Origin of the sequence: Cedecea sp. VD22 (genome assembly GCF_037150195.1) — a bacterium.
Classification (GTDB): domain Bacteria; phylum Pseudomonadota; class Gammaproteobacteria; order Enterobacterales; family Enterobacteriaceae; genus Cedecea.
Genome location: NZ_JBBCPX010000024.1, coordinates 1 through 19,453, shown reverse-complemented (window position 1 = coordinate 19,453; position 19,453 = coordinate 1). Strand labels below are relative to the sequence as shown.

At 55.4% G+C, this 19,453-nt stretch carries 18 protein-coding genes and 1 riboswitch; of the genes, 7 read left to right on the top strand and 11 right to left on the bottom strand.

Going from position 1 to position 19,453, the window contains the following annotated elements:
- Positions 1–63 precede the first annotated feature (63 nt).
- A complete protein-coding gene (gene rpoC / locus WFK85_RS22580) occupies positions 64–4,284 on the top strand; it encodes a DNA-directed RNA polymerase subunit beta' (protein ID WP_039299359.1) in 4,221 nt (1,406 codons plus the stop codon).
- Between the two features lie 149 nt (positions 4,285–4,433).
- On the opposite strand, the gene WFK85_RS22575 is transcribed toward rpoC, so the two are convergent.
- The 9 genes from WFK85_RS22575 to rsd all read right to left on the bottom strand — a co-directional run bounded on the left by WFK85_RS22575 (position 4,434) and on the right by rsd (position 11,516).
- On the bottom strand, positions 4,434–4,751 hold the full coding sequence (locus WFK85_RS22575) for a PTS lactose/cellobiose transporter subunit IIA (protein WP_008460153.1): 318 nt from the start codon (positions 4,749–4,751) through the stop codon (positions 4,434–4,436).
- Positions 4,752–4,754: 3 nt separating this feature from the next.
- Positions 4,755–5,060: a PTS sugar transporter subunit IIB gene (locus WFK85_RS22570; protein WP_008460154.1), complete on the bottom strand. Its 306-nt coding sequence runs from the start codon at positions 5,058–5,060 to the stop codon at positions 4,755–4,757.
- A 319-nt stretch (positions 5,061–5,379) separates the two neighbouring features.
- Positions 5,380–6,513, bottom strand: coding sequence for a 2-iminoacetate synthase ThiH (gene thiH, locus WFK85_RS22565; protein ID WP_336709748.1), 1,134 nt, complete (start codon positions 6,511–6,513; stop codon positions 5,380–5,382).
- On the bottom strand, positions 6,513–7,292 hold the full coding sequence (gene thiG, locus WFK85_RS22560; protein ID WP_336709750.1) for a thiazole synthase: 780 nt from the start codon (positions 7,290–7,292) through the stop codon (positions 6,513–6,515). The genes thiH and thiG overlap by 1 nt, the downstream gene beginning before the upstream one ends.
- 1 nt (position 7,293) lies before the next feature.
- Positions 7,294–7,494 carry a sulfur carrier protein ThiS gene (thiS, locus tag WFK85_RS22555; protein WP_336709752.1) on the bottom strand — a complete coding sequence of 67 codons (201 nt, stop codon included), beginning with the start codon at positions 7,492–7,494 and terminating at the stop codon, positions 7,294–7,296.
- Entirely contained in the window at positions 7,478–8,233 is a 756-nt protein-coding gene (locus WFK85_RS22550; RefSeq protein WP_336709754.1) for a HesA/MoeB/ThiF family protein, read from the bottom strand. The genes thiS and WFK85_RS22550 overlap by 17 nt, the downstream gene beginning before the upstream one ends.
- Positions 8,226–8,861 carry a thiamine phosphate synthase gene (thiE, locus tag WFK85_RS22545; RefSeq protein ID WP_008460159.1) on the bottom strand — a complete coding sequence of 212 codons (636 nt, stop codon included), beginning with the start codon at positions 8,859–8,861 and terminating at the stop codon, positions 8,226–8,228. Before thiE ends, WFK85_RS22550 begins: the two co-directional genes overlap by 8 nt.
- Complete coding sequence (thiC, locus tag WFK85_RS22540; protein ID WP_336709756.1) at positions 8,861–10,762, bottom strand: phosphomethylpyrimidine synthase ThiC; 1,902 nt, start codon at positions 10,760–10,762, stop codon at positions 8,861–8,863. The genes thiE and thiC overlap by 1 nt, the downstream gene beginning before the upstream one ends.
- An 89-nt stretch (positions 10,763–10,851) precedes the next feature.
- A riboswitch (TPP riboswitch) is annotated at positions 10,852–10,962 on the bottom strand.
- A gap of 50 nt (positions 10,963–11,012) precedes the next feature.
- On the bottom strand, positions 11,013–11,516 hold the full coding sequence (rsd, locus tag WFK85_RS22535) for a sigma D regulator (RefSeq protein WP_336709757.1): 504 nt from the start codon (positions 11,514–11,516) through the stop codon (positions 11,013–11,015).
- Between the two features lie 98 nt (positions 11,517–11,614).
- Here rsd and nudC point away from each other — a divergent pair, with 98 nt between their 5' ends.
- From nudC to WFK85_RS22505, 6 genes are all read left to right on the top strand, one after another.
- A complete protein-coding gene (nudC, locus tag WFK85_RS22530; protein ID WP_008460162.1) occupies positions 11,615–12,388 on the top strand; it encodes an NAD(+) diphosphatase in 774 nt (257 codons plus the stop codon).
- 35 nt (positions 12,389–12,423) lie between these two features.
- Positions 12,424–13,491 (top strand): uroporphyrinogen decarboxylase, encoded by a 1,068-nt coding sequence (gene hemE, locus WFK85_RS22525; protein ID WP_336709758.1) that lies wholly within the window; start codon positions 12,424–12,426, stop codon positions 13,489–13,491.
- An 11-nt stretch (positions 13,492–13,502) separates the two neighbouring features.
- On the top strand, positions 13,503–14,174 hold the full coding sequence (gene nfi, locus WFK85_RS22520) for a deoxyribonuclease V (protein ID WP_166995975.1): 672 nt from the start codon (positions 13,503–13,505) through the stop codon (positions 14,172–14,174).
- Between the two features lie 43 nt (positions 14,175–14,217).
- A complete protein-coding gene (locus WFK85_RS22515; RefSeq protein ID WP_008460165.1) occupies positions 14,218–14,808 on the top strand; it encodes a YjaG family protein in 591 nt (196 codons plus the stop codon).
- A gap of 186 nt (positions 14,809–14,994) precedes the next feature.
- The gene (hupA, locus tag WFK85_RS22510) at positions 14,995–15,267 is read left to right on the top strand and encodes a nucleoid-associated protein HU-alpha (RefSeq protein ID WP_002884342.1); all 273 of its coding nucleotides are present in this window, start codon (positions 14,995–14,997) and stop codon (positions 15,265–15,267) included.
- A 14-nt stretch (positions 15,268–15,281) separates the two neighbouring features.
- The gene (locus WFK85_RS22505; protein ID WP_336709762.1) at positions 15,282–15,974 is read left to right on the top strand and encodes a DUF1481 domain-containing protein; all 693 of its coding nucleotides are present in this window, start codon (positions 15,282–15,284) and stop codon (positions 15,972–15,974) included.
- Positions 15,975–16,020: 46 nt separating this feature from the next.
- Here the strand turns inward: WFK85_RS22505 and purD are convergent, their stop codons facing one another.
- Both purD and purH read right to left on the bottom strand, forming a co-directional pair.
- Positions 16,021–17,313, bottom strand: a complete 1,293-nt coding sequence (gene purD / locus WFK85_RS22500) for a phosphoribosylamine--glycine ligase (RefSeq protein ID WP_336709763.1) — start codon at positions 17,311–17,313, stop codon at positions 16,021–16,023.
- A gap of 18 nt (positions 17,314–17,331) precedes the next feature.
- Positions 17,332–18,921: a bifunctional phosphoribosylaminoimidazolecarboxamide formyltransferase/IMP cyclohydrolase gene (gene purH / locus WFK85_RS22495; RefSeq protein ID WP_213717000.1), complete on the bottom strand. Its 1,590-nt coding sequence runs from the start codon at positions 18,919–18,921 to the stop codon at positions 17,332–17,334.
- Positions 18,922–19,453: the final 532 nt, after the last annotated feature.

Below are 19,453 nucleotides of genomic sequence, written 5' to 3'. Positions count from 1 at the left end.
AGGTCCAGGGTGCCCGGCTAACGCCGGGCATCACAGAGTGCTAACTCCGACGGGAGCAAATCCGTGAAAGACTTATTAAAGTTTCTGAAAGCGCAAACTAAAACCGAAGAGTTTGATGCGATCAAAATTGCTCTGGCATCGCCAGACATGATCCGTTCATGGTCTTTCGGTGAAGTTAAAAAGCCGGAAACCATCAACTACCGTACGTTCAAACCTGAGCGTGACGGTCTGTTCTGCGCCCGTATTTTTGGGCCAGTGAAAGACTACGAGTGCCTGTGCGGTAAGTACAAGCGCCTGAAGCACCGTGGTGTCATTTGTGAGAAGTGTGGCGTAGAAGTTACCCAGACTAAAGTTCGTCGTGAGCGTATGGGTCACATCGAACTGGCTTCTCCAACTGCCCACATTTGGTTCCTGAAGTCTCTGCCATCTCGTATCGGCCTGCTGCTGGATATGCCGCTGCGTGATATCGAGCGCGTGCTGTACTTTGAATCTTATGTTGTTATCGAAGGCGGGATGACCAACCTCGAGCGCCGTCAGATCCTGACTGAAGAGCAGTATCTGGATGCGCTGGAAGAGTTCGGCGACGAATTCGATGCGAAGATGGGTGCGGAAGCTATTCAGGCCCTGCTGAAGAGCATGGATCTGGAGCAAGAGTGTGAAACTCTGCGCGAAGAGCTGAACGAAACCAACTCCGAAACCAAACGTAAAAAGCTGACCAAGCGTATCAAGCTGCTGGAAGCGTTCGTTCAGTCTGGTAACAAACCAGAGTGGATGATCCTGACCGTTCTGCCGGTTCTGCCGCCAGATCTGCGTCCGCTGGTACCGCTGGATGGTGGTCGTTTCGCAACCTCAGATCTGAACGATCTGTACCGTCGCGTGATCAACCGTAACAACCGTCTGAAACGTCTGCTTGATCTGGCGGCTCCTGACATCATCGTACGTAACGAAAAACGTATGCTGCAGGAAGCGGTAGATGCCCTGCTGGATAACGGCCGTCGCGGTCGTGCCATCACCGGCTCTAACAAACGTCCTCTGAAATCTTTGGCCGACATGATCAAAGGTAAGCAGGGTCGTTTCCGTCAGAACCTGCTGGGTAAACGTGTTGACTACTCCGGTCGTTCTGTAATCACCGTAGGTCCATACCTGCGTCTGCATCAGTGCGGTCTGCCGAAGAAAATGGCACTGGAGCTGTTCAAACCGTTCATCTACGGCAAGCTGGAACTGCGTGGCCTCGCGACCACCATCAAAGCTGCTAAGAAAATGGTTGAGCGTGAAGAAGCTGTCGTTTGGGATATCCTGGACGAAGTTATCCGCGAACACCCGGTACTGCTGAACCGTGCACCAACCCTGCACCGTTTGGGTATCCAGGCATTTGAACCTGTTCTGATCGAAGGTAAAGCTATCCAGCTGCACCCGCTGGTTTGTGCGGCATATAACGCCGACTTCGATGGTGACCAGATGGCAGTACACGTTCCACTGACGCTTGAAGCTCAGCTGGAAGCGCGTGCGCTGATGATGTCTACCAACAACATCCTGTCTCCAGCGAACGGCGAGCCAATCATCGTTCCTTCTCAGGACGTTGTATTGGGTCTGTACTACATGACCCGTGACTGTGTTAACGCCAAAGGCGAAGGCATGGTGCTGACTGGCCCTAAAGAAGCTGAGCGTATTTATCGCGCTGGCCTGGCCTCTCTGCATGCGCGCGTTAAAGTGCGTATCACCGAATACGAAAAAGATGCTCAGGGCACATTCGTTGCGAAAACCAGCCTGATCGACACCACCATTGGTCGTGCGATTCTGTGGATGATCGTACCGAAAGGTCTGCCTTTCTCCATCGTCAACCAGGCGCTGGGTAAAAAGGCCATCTCTAAGATGCTGAACACCTGTTACCGTATTCTGGGCCTGAAACCGACCGTTATTTTTGCGGACCAGACGATGTACACCGGCTTTGCTTACGCAGCGCGTTCAGGTGCATCCGTTGGTATCGATGACATGGTCATCCCGGAGAAAAAATACGAGATCATCAGCGAAGCGGAAGCTGAAGTTGCTGAGATCCAGGAGCAGTTCCAGTCCGGTCTGGTTACCGCTGGCGAACGCTATAACAAAGTTATCGATATCTGGGCTGCGGCGAACGATCGTGTATCCAAAGCGATGATGGATAACCTGCAAACCGAAACCGTGATTAACCGTGACGGCGTCGAAGAACAGCAGGTTTCCTTCAACAGCATCTACATGATGGCCGACTCCGGTGCTCGTGGTTCTGCAGCACAGATTCGTCAGCTGGCCGGTATGCGTGGCCTGATGGCTAAGCCAGATGGCTCCATCATCGAAACGCCAATCACCGCGAACTTCCGTGAAGGTCTGAACGTACTCCAGTACTTCATCTCCACTCACGGTGCTCGTAAAGGTCTGGCGGATACCGCACTGAAAACGGCGAACTCCGGTTACCTGACTCGTCGTCTGGTAGACGTTGCCCAGGATCTGGTCGTTACTGAAGACGACTGTGGCACCCTGGAAGGCATCACCATGACGCCAGTTATCGAAGGTGGCGACGTTAAAGAGCCGCTGCGCGATCGCGTACTGGGTCGTGTGACTGCTGAAGATATTCTGAAGCCTGGCACTGCGGACATTCTGGTTCCACGCAACACGCTGCTGCACGAACAGTGGTGTGATCTGCTGGAAGCTAACTCCGTTGACAGCGTGAAAGTCCGTTCCGTAGTAGGTTGCGAAACTGACTTTGGCGTGTGTGCTCACTGCTACGGTCGCGACCTGGCACGTGGTCACATCATCAACAAAGGTGAAGCTATCGGGGTTATCGCGGCACAGTCCATCGGTGAACCTGGTACACAGCTGACGATGCGTACGTTCCACATCGGTGGTGCGGCATCCCGTTCTGCTGCTGAATCCAGCATTCAGGTTAAGAACAAAGGTAGCATCAAACTCAGCAACGCTAAGTCGGTTGTGAACTCCAGCGGTAAACTGGTTATCACTTCTCGTAACACCGAGCTGAAACTGATCGACGAATTCGGTCGTACCAAAGAGAGCTATAAAGTGCCTTACGGTGCTGTGATGGCGAAAGGTGATGGCGAGCAGGTTGCCGGCGGTGAAACCGTAGCAAACTGGGATCCACACACCATGCCGGTTATCTCGGAAGTGAGTGGTTTCATTCGCTTTACCGACATGATCGACGGCCAGACCATTACTCGTCAGACCGACGAGCTGACCGGTCTGTCCTCTCTGGTCGTTCTGGATTCTGCTGAGCGTACTGCGGGTGGTAAAGATCTGCGTCCTGCTCTGAAAATCGTTGATGCTAAAGGCAACGACGTTCTGATCCCTGGCACCGATATGCCGGCTCAGTACTTCCTGCCGGGTAAAGCGATTGTTCAGCTGGAAGATGGTATTCAGATCAGCTCCGGTGACGCCCTGGCGCGTATTCCACAGGAATCCAGCGGTACCAAGGATATTACCGGTGGTCTGCCACGCGTTGCTGACCTGTTCGAAGCCCGTCGTCCGAAAGAGCCGGCAATCCTGGCTGAAATCAGCGGCATCATTTCCTTCGGTAAAGAAACCAAAGGGAAACGTCGTCTGGTTATTACCCCGGTAGACGGTAGCGAGCCATACGAAGAGATGATTCCGAAATGGCGTCAGCTTAACGTGTTCGAAGGCGAGCGTGTTGAACGTGGTGATGTTGTTTCCGATGGTCCAGAGTCTCCGCACGACATCCTGCGTCTGCGTGGCGTGTACGCTGTAACTCGTTACATCACTAACGAAGTACAGGACGTTTACCGTCTGCAAGGCGTTAAGATTAACGATAAACACATCGAAGTTATCGTTCGTCAGATGCTGCGTAAAGCCACCATCGTTAACGCAGGCAGCTCCGACTTCCTGGAAGGCGAGCAGGCTGAATACTCCCGCATTAAGATCGCTAACCGCGAACTGGATGCGAACGGCAAGATCAACGTGACCTTTGCACGCGATCTGCTGGGTATCACCAAAGCCTCTCTGGCAACCGAGTCCTTCATCTCCGCGGCATCGTTCCAGGAGACCACTCGAGTGCTGACCGAAGCAGCCGTTGCGGGCAAACGCGACGAACTGCGCGGCCTGAAAGAGAACGTCATCGTGGGTCGACTGATCCCGGCCGGTACCGGTTATGCGTACCACCAGGATCGTATGCGTCGCCGTGCAGCGGGTGAAATCCCTGCGGCACCTCAGGTGACTGCTGAAGACGCTTCTGCCAGCCTGGCAGAGCTGCTGAACGCAGGCCTGGGCGGTAACGACGAGTAATCGTGCGATACGCCTGAAATAAAAAACCCGCTTCGGCGGGTTTTTTTATGCCTGAAACTGACTAAATGCTCAATTGTTGACGATGTGCCCAGGAATAGACAAAAACAAATGCCCGCGATGCGGGCATTTTAGGGTCGGGCAAAGAGGGCTTATTTCACCAGCGGCAGGCGGCGGTAAAGCTCAATCATATCGGTAGCCAGATCCTGAATGACCATGGCATTCATCAGGTGGTCCTGAGAGTGAACGGTAATCAGGTTTACCGGCAGTTTGCCGGAGCCTTCATCCAGGCCAATCAGCTGGGTCTGGATTTTATGGGCGTGTTTCACGAATTCGTGTGACTCTTCCATTGCCTTCTCGGCACCCTCAAAGTCACCTTTACGTGCCAGCTGCAGAGCAGTCAGGGCCTGGCTACGTGCGCTGCCGGCGTTGACCAGCAGTTCCATAATAATTGATTCTAAATCTTCCACATCTTACTCCATCATTTTCAGGGCTTTATCAAGCACCACGTCGCCTTTCATCAAACCGTAATCCATCATGTCGATAACGGCGACTTTTTTACCCAGAGGATCGGCAAGGGCCTGAAGTTTGGCCTGCTCATATTTTACCTGCGGACCAAGCAGAACGATGTCGGCGCGTTCGATGTTCTCTTTAAACTCTGCCACGGGCACAGCCTTGATTGAGACCTCGATGCCTTTCTTTTGTGCGGCATCAACCATACGTTGAACCAGAATGCTGGTCGACATACCTGCAGCACAACACAACACGATATTTTTCATAGTTCGCTCTCAATGTCCGAAGGATACAGAGATATTTATCCGGCAGAGGGGGCGGCAACAACCGCTTTAACCCGATTGTGTGTCAGGTATCACAAAAGAAACCGTAGAAAACTGAAACCGGTTACATTTTTGCTTTTTCTCGAAGAATCAAGACGGCAGTTGTGAAGGCGGAGCGGCATGAGGAAGCGTTTGCTGCCGCTCCGGTCAGTCATCTGCGCTGACCGGAGGACAGTATTTGAACGGCAAAGAAGCGGCAACGACCGATCGATGTTCTTTCGGCAAACACCGAAACTTATCCTTTCCCTTGCCGTGTGTTACATCAGGATTGCGCGTTTCTTCCCAGAAAATGATCCCAGTCCTTCCAGACCGGCTGCAAACCTGAGTGACGGAGCGCGGCGGCAACTTCCTGCGGCGTTCGGCCATCGTGTGGGGCAAACTGCTCAAGTTCCGGGTGATTATCGGCATAGCCGCCGGGCTGTGTTTTCGAAAACGCGCTGACGTTGTTAATCGCCAATGGGATCACGTGGTCGCGGAACCACGGTGATTCTCGGGTAGAAAGCGACAATTCCACGTCCGGCGCAAGCAGGCGGAACGCACAGATCGTCTGCACCAACTGTTGCTCAGTCATGATTGATGCTGGTTCTACGCCGCCGGTGCACGGGCGCAGGCGCGGGAAGGAGACAGAATATCGGCTTTGCCAGTAGCGCTGCTGTAGCCAAAGCAGGTGTTCGGCCACCATAAAACAGTCGGTGCGCCAGCTGCCCGACAGCCCAATCAGCGCGCCAAGGCCGATTTTATCGATACCCGCGCGGCCCAGCCTGTCGGGTGTTTCCAGCCGCCAGAAGAAATCCTGCTTGTTACCTTTCAGGTGGTGCTGGGCGTAGGTCGCCGGGTGATAGGTTTCCTGGTACACCATCACGCCATCAAGCCCGAGGGTTTTGAGTTCGGCATACTCATGCTCGTCCAGCGGCTGGACTTCCATGTGCAGTGAACTAAAGCGGCTGCGGATAGCCGGCAGATGCTGGCGGAAATAATCCATGCCGACTTTGGTCTGGTGCTCGCCGGTCACCAGCAAAAGGTGTTCGAACCCCAGGGCACGGATAGCCGCGCATTCCCGCTCAATCTCCGCTTCATCCAGCGTTTTGCGCTTAAGCTTGTTGCTCATGGAAAAGCCGCAGTAAGTACAGTCGTTGGCGCACAGGTTAGAGAGATAGAGCGGCACGTAAAAACTGACCGTGTTGCCGAAGCGCTGACGCGTAAGCTGCTGCGCCCGCTGAGCAAGAGGCTCCAGGTAACGGCTGGCGGCAGGGGAGAGCAAAGCCATCAAGTCTTCTCGTGTCAGGCGGGAGGCGTTAATCGCGCGTTCGACATCTGCCGCCGTTTTACCGTTAATTTTGAGGGAGATATCGTCCCAGTCCAGCTGACGCCAGCGGTCGGTGAAGGTTTCTGCCATCAGGCATTCTCCTCGCTAAACTGCAGGAAACTGGTCAGCGGGCTGGAGGCCTGAGCCTGCTGGTGGCGAGATCCTAACCCGGCCTGTGCCGCAAGGCTTCCGGCTTCCACGGCCAGGCGAAACGCCTGCGCCATTTGTACCGGATCACGGGCGACCGATATGGCGGTATTGACCAGCACGGCAGAAGCCCCCATTTCTAACGCTTCGGCTGCATGGCTTGGTGCACCGATCCCCGCATCGACAACAACAGGCACGCGGGATTGCTCAATGATGATTTCCAGCAGCGCACGGGTTTGCAGACCCTGATTTGAGCCGATGGGCGCGCCGAGCGGCATCACGGCCGCACAGCCGGTTTCCTCCAGACGTTTGCAGAGCACGGGATCGGCGCCGCAGTAAGGCAGCACCACAAATCCCTGTTTGACCAGAGCGTCGGCGGCCTTCAGCGTTTCAATCGGGTCCGGGAGTAAATAGCGGGCATCAGGATGAATTTCCAGCTTAACCCAGTTTGTTCCCAGCGCTTCGCGGGCAAGCTGGGCTGCAAAAATAGCTTCTTCTGCCGTTTTCGCCCCGGAAGTATTGGGCAGCAAATGCACGCCCGCCTGCTGGAGTGGCTGAAGAATGTCATCACTATGGCCACGTAAATCCACGCGTTTCATCGCCATGGTGACAAGCTGTGAGCCAGAAGCGCGAATCGCGTCGATCATCATCTGGCTGGAGGAGAATTTTCCGGTGCCGGTGAACAGGCGGGAGGAAAAGGTTTTATCGGCAATCTGTAACATGTCAGCCCCCGGCAATTGCCTGAAACAGCAGAATGGTATCGCCCTCGCGCAGCAGATAATTGCTCCACTGTTCACGCGGGATGATAGTTTGATTAACGGCCAGTGCCGCGCCAGCTTTGCCCTGATCAAGCTGGGCCAGAAGGGCTGCGAGCGTCAGGCCGGCCTTACATTCCAGATATTCATCGTTAAACTGAATGCGCATCGAGACCTCCGCAGACCGGGCAGGTGGCTGATTTTTGCATCGCCAGAGTGCGCCAGCTATGTTGCCGGGCGTCAAACAGGCGCAAAGCGCCAGCAGCAGGCGTCATGCCGGTAAGTAATTTAATGGCCTCCAGCGCCTGAAGAGTGCCCATCACGCCCACGACCGGGCCGATGACGCCGGAGGTGCGGCAGTTGCGTTCAGGTTCACTCTCGTCAGGCCAGACGCAGCGGTAGCAGCCATGCTCCCAGGGCGGTGTCAGGACCATCATCTGGCCGCCAAAACCGACGGCGCTTGCGGTGATAAGCGGCGTATTCCCGGCCACGCAGGCGGCGTTAACCGCCTGGCGGGTTGCCATATTGTCGCTACAGTCCAGCACCACGTCGGCTTCGTGCACGGCTTCTGTCAAAGAATCCCCCGTCAGCCTCTCTGTCAGCGAAACAATTTTTACGCTTGGGTTAAGGCGCTGCAAATGCTGGTGGGCCGCCGAAGATTTCGGGCGCTCAATATCTTCTGAGGTGAACAGGATCTGGCGCTGGAGATTGCTGATATGCACCCTGTCATCGTCCGCGACGATAAGCTTGCCTACGCCAGCGGCGGCGAGATACAGCGCGGCAGGTGAACCTAAGCCGCCCAGACCGACGACCAGCGCCGTGCTGGACAGCAGTTTTTCCTGCCCTTCAATCGCCACGTCTTCCAGCAGTAGCTGGCGGCTATAGCGCATAAAATCCGCGTCATTCATCGCCAGTTCCCGCCAGGTCGAGTAGCTTCGCCGTGGCGATGCGCCAGTCGGGAGCCTGTGTAATGGCGCTGACGACGGCGACGCTGCCCACGCCGGTGGCTAAGACGGCAGGTACGCGATCGATGCTTATTCCGCCGATGGCGACGGTGGAGTAATCACCCAGCGTCTGAATATGTTCTGCCAGCTTATTCAGCCCTTGAGGGGAAGAGGGCATCTGCTTGGTTTGGGTAGGGAAGACATGGCCCAGCGCGATGTAGGACGGGTTTGCACTTAAGGCGCGATCCATTTCCATGTTGTCGTGGGTTGAAAGCCCCAGACGCAGTCCGGCTTCGCTTATCGCCGCCAGGTTGGCGACATCCATATCTTCCTGGCCGAGGTGTACGCCGTAGGCACCGTGTTGGATGGCCAGTCGCCAGTAATCGTTAATGAACAGGCGAGCGTTGTAGCGTTCGCCCAGCGCAATGGCTGCGATGACGTCGGCTTCAACGTCTGCATCGCGTTTGTCTTTAATGCGGAGCTGGATGGTCTTGACGCCTGCCCCGAGGAGACGTTCGATCCATTCCACGCTGTCGACGACCGGATAAAGGCCCAGTCGGCGTGAGGTGGCAGGGAAAGTGAGTCTGGACATTATGCTTCCTCTTGTCTGAGATAAATTTCGCCGCCCCGGGCGCGAAAGTGCTGGGACATATCTTCCATGCCAGCATCTCTCGCCTGTTTTGCGGCGTAATCGCGCACTTCCTGGGTGATTTTCATGGAGCAAAACTTAGGGCCGCACATGGAACAGAAATGCGCGACTTTGCCGGATTCCTGCGGCAACGTTTCATCGTGGTAAGCGCGAGCGGTGAAGGGGTCGAGCGCCAGGTTGAATTGGTCTTCCCAGCGGAATTCAAAGCGTGCTTTGGACATCGCGTTGTCGCGTATTTGTGCGCCGGGATGCCCTTTGGCCAGGTCCGCGGCGTGAGCGGCAATTTTGTAGGTAATTAGTCCCTGCTTAACATCCTCTTTGTTCGGCAGGCCGAGGTGCTCCTTCGGGGTGACGTAGCAAAGCATCGCGCAGCCAAACCAGCCGATCATGGCGGCGCCAATGCCGGAGGTGAAGTGGTCATAGCCTGGTGCGATGTCGGTTGTGAGCGGGCCAAGGGTATAGAAAGGCGCTTCGTGACAATGCTCCAGTTCTTCGGTCATGTTGCGGCGAATCATCTGCATCGGCACATGCCCCGGGCCTTCAATCATCACCTGAACGTCGTACTCCCAGGCAATTTTGGTCAGCTCGCCCAGCGTATGCAGTTCGGCAAACTGCGCTTCGTCGTTGGCATCCTGAATGGAACCCGGGCGTAAGCCATCGCCCAGAGAAAGGGAAACGTCATAGGCGGCGCAAATTTCGCAGATTTCACGGAAGTGCTGATATAGGAAGTTTTCCTGATGATGGGACAGGCACCACTTCGCCATAATCGATCCACCGCGCGACACGATCCCGGTCAGGCGCTGCGCGGTCATCGGGACGTAGCGAAGCAGCACGCCCGCATGAATGGTGAAGTAATCCACGCCTTGCTCTGCCTGCTCCAGCAGCGTATCGCGGAACATCTCCCAGCTCAGGTCTTCGGCGATACCGTTGGCCTTCTCCAGCGCCTGGTAGATGGGCACCGTGCCGATGGGCACCGGGCTGTTGCGCAGGATCCATTCCCGCGTTTCATGAATGTAGCGGCCGGTGGAGAGGTCCATCACCGTGTCTGCCCCCCAGCGAGTGGCCCACACCAGCTTCTCCACCTCCTCTTCAATAGAAGACGTGACTGCCGAGTTGCCGATATTGGCATTGACCTTCACCAGGAAATTGCGGCCGATAATCATCGGCTCTGATTCCGGGTGGTTGATATTGGCGGGAATAATCGCTCGCCCGAAGGCGACTTCATCGCGGACGAACTCCGGCGTGATGTTTTCCGGCAGGCGGGCCCCAAACCCTTCGCCGGGATGCTGGTGGCGCAGGACGGCATCATGAATACGCTCGCGCCCCATATTTTCGCGAATGGCGATGAATTCCATCTCCGGGGTGACAAGGCCTTTGCGGGCGTAATGCAACTGGGTGACGCATTGCCCGGCTATTGCCCGGCGAGGTTTGGACTGAGTTTCAAAGCGCAACTCGTCCAGGCCGTCGTCGGCAAGACGCGCTTTTGTGTAAGCGGAGCTGCGGTCACCCAGCGTTTCGCTGTCGCCGCGGTCGTCGATCCAGGCGCTGCGTAGGGGATTTAGCCCGTTTAACACGTTTATGGCGATGTCGGGATCGCCATAGGGGCCGGAGGTATCGTAGACAGGAACCGCCTCGTTCGGCTGATATTGCGGGGCATCTTTGCTCCCGCCGGTGAGCGTTGGGCTGAGTTGGATTTCGCGCATCGGGATGCGGATATCTTCACGTGACCCGATCAGATAGATGCGTCGGGAGTTGGGGAAGGCGGTGCCTTCAAGCGTGTTGATGAAGTGTTGGGCGGCGGCGCGCTGTTCGCGGCGGCCAGGTTTTTTTTCAGATGCAGACATAGCTCATTCCAGGTTTAGTCAGGATATGGCTTGTCAGGACAACGGAAGGAGTAATGGATATGGGCCGCCCGAGAACGGGTGTACCCAAAGACAGAATTACTCTTGTTCCCTTCGCAGGTTCTAACCTGATCAGGTTCCGCGGATCCCGAATTAACGGTCTCAGCCGGTGCATAACGCACTCGGCACTCCGACAAGAATGATCCCACCTTGCGGTGGGAAAGTTGTAAATTACTCGTTAATAGCTAACAACTCAAGCTGGACTTGCCAGCCCGGCAGGATCGCTGGCGCTGCCGTCGAGGTTGTTATCAATAGCCAGGAGGACTAGTTTATCTTCAAGGGTGAAGCGGGACTCCAGGCACTCGCCAATCTCCGACAGCGCCTGCTGAAACTCGACCCAGCTGTCGCGGTCAATGGCATTTTCCAGATGGGAATCGTAGAGATCCATGATTTGCTGGGTGTTGGCTTCCAACTGAGGGTAGAGCTGGGCTGCGCTTAGCAGCGGGCTGCTGCCTTCCAGGTTGCTGATGATTCGTTCGTAGATACTGAAATGACCGGAAGAGAGGTAATCCACCAGGCCGTGGCAAAAATTGTCTAACGCTTTTTCGTCAAGCGCGGTGTGCGATTCCTTGTTAGGCTTGATCCCGACCATGTTGTAATAGGCGACCAACAGGTGCCTACGGGCCTGCAGCCAATGGTCAACTAACTCATTACTACCACCAACGCGCTCAGTCAGATTGGCTAACTGGTTCAGCATGATTGAGACTCCGTGAGTTAAAAGATTGAACGCAAACTAACCCAAAAAAGTAAAAACTAATTGTTTATATCAGTGAACACGGGGATGTGCACCAGGTTATGGAACGTGTTATTCAAAACTTAGATCATGGTTGGTGGATAGTCAGCCATGAGCAAAAAATATGGTTGCCGCAGGGTGACTTACCTCACGGCAGCGCGGAAGAATTTCAACTCGTAGGCAGCCGCGCCCTGGATATCGGTGAGTGGGAAGGTGAGCCCGTCTGGCTGATTCGTGAAAACCGCCGCTCGGATATGGGCTCGTTGCGTCAGCTTCTGGATCGCGATGTGGGCCTGTTCCAGCTGGCCGGGCGAGGCGTTCAACTGGCCGAGTTTTATCGCTCGCATAAGTATTGTGGTTACTGCGGCCATGAAATGCACTTCAGCAAAAGCGAATGGGCAATGCTCTGCGGGCACTGCCGGGAACGCTATTACCCGCAAATTGCCCCCTGCATTATTGTCGCTATTCGTAAGGATGATCATATCTTGCTGGCTCAGCACACGCGCCACCGCAACGGCGTCTACACCGTGCTGGCCGGGTTTGTCGAAGTGGGCGAAACGCTGGAGCAGGCGGTGGCTCGCGAAGTTATGGAAGAGAGCAGTATTCAGGTGAAAAACCTGCGCTACGTGACTTCCCAGCCCTGGCCGTTCCCGCAGTCGCTGATGACCGCATTTATGGCGGATTATCACAGCGGTGAAATCAAGATTGACCCGAAGGAGCTGCTGGATGCGGGCTGGTATCGCTATGACCAACTGCCGCTGTTACCGCCGCCGGGCACCGTGGCGCGCCGCTTAATTGAAGATACCGTCGCCCTGTGTCGCGCGGACTATGAATGATAGACTGCGGCGATACAGCTAAAGGAAAGGTAAACATGACTGAACTGAAGAACGATCGTTACCTGCGCGCCCTGCAGCGCTTGCCGGTAGATGTCACCCCTGTGTGGATGATGCGCCAGGCAGGGCGTTATCTACCTGAATATAAGGCGACGCGCGCTCAGGCGGGTGACTTTATGTCGCTGTGCAAAAACGCCGAGCTGGCCTGCGAAGTCACTTTGCAACCATTGCGCCGTTACGCGCTGGATGCGGCGATCCTCTTTTCGGACATTCTGACCATCCCGGATGCGATGGGGCTTGGGCTTTACTTTGAAGCGGGGGAAGGCCCGCGCTTTAGCTCCCCTATTCAAAGCCTGGCCGACGTTCAAAAGCTGCCGATTCCCGATCCGGAAGGCAAGCTGGCATACGTGATGAACGCGGTGCGCACCATTCGCCGTGAACTGAAGGGCGAAGTACCGCTGATTGGCTTCTCCGGCAGCCCGTGGACGCTGGCCACTTATATGGTGGAAGGCGGCAGCAGCAAAGCCTTCACCGTGATTAAGAAAATGATGTTTGCCGACCCGAAAGCGCTGCACCTGCTGCTGGATAAGCTGGCGCAGAGCGTGACGCTGTACCTGAATGCGCAAATTCGTGCGGGCGCGCAGTCGGTAATGATCTTTGACACCTGGGGGGGCGTGCTGAGCGGGCGCGATTACAAAGAATTCTCGCTCTACTACATGCACAAAATTGTCGATGGCCTGCTGCGTGAAAACGATGGCCGCCGTGTACCGGTGACGCTGTTCACCAAAGGCGGCGGGCAGTGGCTTGAAGCGATGGCGGAAACCGGCTGCGACGCACTGGGCCTCGACTGGACAACGGACATTGCAGATGCACGTCGTCGCGTAGGCCATAAAGTCGCGCTGCAGGGCAACATGGACCCTTCCATGCTGTACGCTCAGCCGGCACGTATCGAAGAAGAAGTTGCCACCATTCTGGCTGGTTTCGGGCAGGGGGAAGGACACGTCTTTAACCTTGGGCACGGCATTCACCAGGACGTTCCACCAGAGCATGCAGGCGTCTTTGTGGAAGCCGTGCATCGCCTGTCCGCGCAATACCACCAGGCTTAAGGTAGCAAGAGATGGATCTCACCATACTGCGAGAGCAACAGCTGAATCTGGCCTCAAAGGTGATCCGAGAAGATCGCCTTGAGCAGGATCCGCCGCGGTTGATCGCCGGGGCCGATGTGGGGTTTGAACAAGGCGGAGACGTCACCCGCGCGGCCATCGTTTTGTTGAGCTACCCGTCTCTTGAGTTGGTTGAATATCAGGTGGCAAGAATTACCACCACCATGCCTTATATCCCCGGCTTTTTATCCTTCCGCGAATATCCCGCGCTGCTTGAGGCGTGGGGTATGCTTTCGCAGAAGCCCGATTTGGTGTTTGTGGACGGACACGGCATCTCGCATCCCCGTCGTTTAGGGGTTGCCAGCCATTTTGGGCTGCTGGTGGATGTGCCGACGATTGGCGTGGCGAAAAAGCGGCTGTGCGGGAAGTTTGAACCGCTGGGGGACGAGCCCGACGCTCGTGCGCCGTTGATGGACAAAGGCGAGCAGCTGGCCTGGGTCTGGCGCAGTAAAAAACGCTGTAATCCTTTGTTTATTTCTACCGGGCACCGCATAAGCCTCGACGGCGCATTAAAGTGGGTGGAGCGCTGCATGGCCGGTTACCGTTTGCCGGAGCCAACCCGTTGGGCCGATGCCGTTGCCTCCGGGCGCCCGGCTTTTAAGCGCCTGCAAGCAATCGGCAGGTGATTCAGGTAAACTGCCGCTAATTTTCCGTCTTTGAGACATCGTCATGTTACAGAACCCTATTCATTTACGCCTGGAGAAGCTGGAAAGCTGGCAGCACGTCACTTTTATGGCTTCTTTGTGCGAGCGTATGTACCCGAACTACGCCATGTTTTGCCAGCAAACTGGCTTTGGCGATCCTCAGCTTTATCGCAAGATCCTGGACCTGGTTTGGGAAACCCAAACGGTGAAAGACGCCAAAGTGAACTTTGATAGTCAGTTAGAGAAACTTGAAGAGGCAATTCCTGCGGCTGACGACTATGATATTTACGGTGTCTATCCGGCGATTGACGCGTGCGTGGCGTTGAGTGAGCTTATTCACTCGCGTCTCTCGGGTGAAACGCTGGAGCACGCAATCGAAGTCAGTAAATGTTCAATCACTTCGGTGGCGATGCTGGAAATGACTCAGGCCGGTCGTGAAATGACCGACGAGGAGTTGAGAGCAAACCCGGCGGTAGAAGAAGAATGGGACATTCAGTGGGAGATTTTCCGGCTGCTGGCGGACTGCGAAGAACGCGATATTGAGCTCATTAAAGGGCTTCGTGCTGACCTCCGTGAGGCCGGCATCAGTAATATCGGTATAAATTTGCAGCAGTAAGACAGTAAAACGTGACATACAGTCTGATTTGTCCTCCCTGGAGGCTTCCAATTAACCCCCCGTCTGGTCTACATTTGTGGGGCGAATAAAAGTGGCTATCGGTGCGTGTATGCAGGAGAGTGCTTTTTAGGCATTTCCGTCGCACTCGATGCTTAGCAAGCGATAAACACATTGTAAGGATAACTTATGAACAAGACTCAACTGATTGATGTAATTGCTGACAAGGCTGACCTGTCTAAAGCACAGGCTAAAGCTGCTCTGGAATCCACTCTGGCTGCAATTACTGAGTCTCTGAAAGAAGGTGATGCTGTACAACTGGTTGGTTTCGGTACCTTCAAAGTGAACCACCGTGCTGAGCGCACTGGCCGCAACCCGCAGACCGGTAAAGAAATCAAAATTGCTGCTGCTAACGTGCCGGCATTTGTTTCTGGTAAAGCACTGAAAGACGCGGTTAAGTAAGTTAACGCGTGTCAGTGAACAGTTTTAACAGAGGGGCGTTTACGCCCCTTTTGTCCGTCTGGCGTCCGCTGCTGGCGCTGGCGGGTGTTCTGGTGCTCACGGCATGCAGCAGTAACAAACTCCCTCCTTTTACCGCTACCGGCTATGTTGCCGACCAGGGCGTGGTGCGCATCTGGCGAAAAGACAACACCGATGAATCTACCCATATCCTTACCGCGTTTAGCCCGTGGCAGCACGGCGCCACCACCACCGGGGAATACCGCTGGCAGGGCGACAAACTGACCTTTATCGAACTCAATATTCAGGGTAAGCAGCCGGAGCATGTCAAAGTCCGCTTTGACGACCACGGCGACCTGAGCTTTATGCAGCGGGAAGTGAATAGCCAGAAGCAGCAGCTTTCTAACGATCAGGTGGCTTTGTACCAGTTCAACGCCAATCGTATTCGTGAGACTAGCGAAGCGCTGCGCATCGGCCACGTTGTGCTGCGCCAGGGGCGCTGGCACCAGAACGGCACGGTAACGACCTGCGAAGGCGAAACGTTATCGCCAAAGCTTGATAGCGCCTCTCTGAGCCATATAGCGCGCCGTCAGAGCAACTCTTCCCTTGACGTCAGCGTTGCCTGGCTGGAAGCCCCGGAAGGTTCACAGCTGCTGCTGGTGGCGAACCAGAACTTCTGCAGTTGGCAGCCTAAGCCTGGCGATTTCTAGGTATAAAAAAACCGCCACGCGGGCGGTTTAGTGTGTACTGTCGGGATTACTTCGCGTTTTCACGCGCAATGGCGCGATAACCGATATCCGAGCGGCTGAAACTGCCCTCCCAGCGAATATCTTTTTTCAGCTCCAGCGCGCGTTGTTGTGCTTTGGCAACCGTTTCACCCAACGCAGTCACGCATAATACGCGCCCGCCGTTGGTGAGCACGCGGTCATCTTCGCTGAGTTTAGTCCCGGCGTGGAAGACCTTACCGTCGGCCACTTCTTCCAGCGGCAGACCGTGGATAACGTCGCCATTGCGATAATCGGCCGGATAACCGCCCGCCGCCAGCACGATGCCCAGAGCCGGACGCTCATCCCACTTAGAGTCTTTCTCATCCAGTTTGCCGTCACAGGCGGCGAGGCACAGCTCGACCAGATCTGACTGCATACGCAGCATGATGGGCTGAGTTTCCGGATCGCCGAAGCGGCAGTTGAACTCAATCACCTTCGGGTTGCCCTGCTTGTCGATCATCAACCCGGCATACAGGAAACCTGTGTAGGTATTTCCTTCGGCAGCCATGCCGCGCACGGTTGGCCAAATCACGCGTTCCATGGTGCGCTGATGCACTTCGTCAGTCACAACCGGAGCGGGAGAATAAGCGCCCATGCCGCCGGTGTTCGGGCCAGTATCGCCGTCGCCAACGCGTTTATGATCCTGGCTGGTGGCCATCGGCAGAACGTGCTCGCCATCTACCATCACAATAAAGCTGGCTTCTTCGCCGTCGAGGAACTCTTCAATAACAATGCGGTGACCCGCATCGCCAAACGCGTTCCCGGCCAGCATGTCATTGACGGCAGCTTCCGCTTCTTCCAGCGTCATCGCCACAATAACGCCTTTCCCTGCGGCCAGGCCGTCGGCCTTAATTACGATGGGCGCACCTTTCTCGCGCAGGTAAGCCAGCGCAGGCTCAACTTCGGTAAAGTTCTGGTATTCCGCCGTCGGGATATTGTGGCGAGCCAGGAAGTCTTTGGTAAAAGCCTTTGAGCCTTCCAGCTGTGCCGCCCCTTCGGTAGGCCCGAAGATTTTCAGGCCAGCGGCGCGGAAGGCATCCACCACGCCAATCACCAGCGGAGCTTCCGGGCCGACGATGGTTAAGTCGATGTTTTCGTTCTGCGCAAAGCTAAGCAGTGCTGGAATATCTGTCGCGCTGATAGCAACGTTCTGCAGCGCTGGCTCCAGCGCAGTACCTGCGTTACCTGGCGCAACAAATACAGTACGTACTAAAGGAGACTGAGCCGCTTTCCAGGCCAGCGCGTGCTCGCGCCCGCCGTTACCAATAACTAAAACTTTCATCTATAAAGGCTCCGGTAATTAATGGCGGAAGTGGCGCATATCGGTGAAGATCATTGCGATCCCATGCTCGTCAGCGGCGGCAATGACTTCATCATCACGAATAGAACCGCCCGGCTGGATAACGCAGCTCACGCCAGCTTCGGCGGCGGCATCAATCCCATCGCGGAACGGGAAGAAAGCATCAGAAGCCATGGCAGAACCTTTTACTTCCAGACCTTCATCGCTGGCTTTGATACCGGCAATTTTTGCGGAATAGACGCGGCTCATCTGGCCTGCACCTATGCCGATGGTCATATTGTCACGGGCATAAACGATGGCGTTGGATTTAACGAACTTCGCCACTTTCCAGCAGAACAGCGCGTCATGCAGTTCTTGCTCGGTCGGCTGACGTTTAGTGACTACGCGCAGATCGCCTGCTGTCACCATACCCAAATCACGATCCTGAACCAGTAGGCCGCCATTGACGCGTTTGAAATCGAGGCCAGCCGTGCGTTTCTGCCACTGGCCGCAAACCAGGACGCGAACGTTCTGTTTGGCCGCGGTGATCTTCAGCGCTTCTTCGCTGGCGGAAGGGGCGATAATGACCTCGACGAACTGGCGAGAAATAATGGCCTGTGCGGTTTCTGCATCCAGCTCACGGTTGAAAGCGATGATGCCGCCGAAGGCAGAGGTTGGATCGGTTTTATAAGCCAGATTGTAGGCTTCGAGTACGGAACCGCTGACGGCCACGCCGCAAGGGTTGGCGTGTTTAACGATAACGCAGGCTGGTTCGTCGAACTCTTTCACGCATTCCAGCGCCGCATCGGTATCCGCGATGTTGTTATAGGAGAGCGCTTTGCCCTGAACCTGGGCCGCGGTTGCCACGGATGCTTCTTTGATTTCTTCTTCTATATAGAAGGCGGCCTGCTGGTGGCTGTTTTCGCCATAACGCATATCCTGCTTCTTAATGAAGTTCAGGTTCAGCGTGCGTGGGAACCGCCCGGCAGGATCTTTGCTTTCGCCGTGATAGGCCGGGACCAGGCTACCGAAGTAGTTAGCGATCATACTGTCGTAGGCCGCAGTGTGTTCGAAAGCTTTGATCGCCAGATCGAAACGGGTTTCCAGCGTCAGGGATCCTTCGTTGGCGTCCAGCTCGGCAACGATCGCCTGGTAGTCGCTGCTCTTTACTACGATCGCCACATCTTTATGGTTCTTGGCTGCGGAGCGAACCATGGTTGGCCCGCCAATGTCGATGTTCTCAACGGCATCTTCTAAAGAGCAGCCTTCGCGGGCAACGGTCTGGGCAAATGGATAAAGGTTAACGACGACCATATCAATAGGAGAGATGGCGTGCTCCGCCATGATGGCATCGTCCTGACCGCGACGGCCCAGAATGCCGCCGTGAACTTTCGGGTGTAGCGTTTTGACGCGTCCGTCCATCATCTCCGGGAAACCGGTGTAGTCGGAGACTTCGGTTACCGGCAGGTTTGCTTCTGCCAGCAGGCGGGCGGTTCCGCCGGTGGACAGCAGCTCCACTCCACGTTGGGAGAGGGCCTGAGCGAATTCGACGATACCGGCTTTGTCAGAAACACTGAGCAGTGCGCGGCGTACAGGACGACGTTGTGACATGGTTTTATCCCTTGGCTTTGGTTCGCATATAGAAGAGCGTTAGCTGAATTTTAGTCTTCACCTTAGTTCTGGCGGCGCAGAAAAGGGAAATTGAGGAAAAGAAGAGACGAAAACTCAGCTAACGCCCCCATCGGGGGTGTCCATTTTATCGCGGTGCATTGTAGCGAAAACGTTTGCGTCGCGCTCGCGAATTTTAAGTTCAAATCCGGATTGTGGATAAGTCTGTGTGCAAAAGGGTATAAGGCTGGGTTTTGCTGTGGAATGCAGCAGTCAGTCATTTTTCTGTCATTTTAGTGTTGCAGCGCCGGGAGAACTCCCTATAATGCGCCTCCATCGACACGGAACATGTGAACAACATCACAGAGTAACGGCGGCGATGAGAGTGAAAAATCCTGAAATTAAGGATTGACTCTGAAAGAGGAAAGCGTATTATACGCCACCTCGAGTTAGCAAGCGAAAGCGCCTAACTCACTGCTCTTTAACAATTTATCAGACAATCTGTGTGGGCACTCGCAGGATTGATATCTCAGCA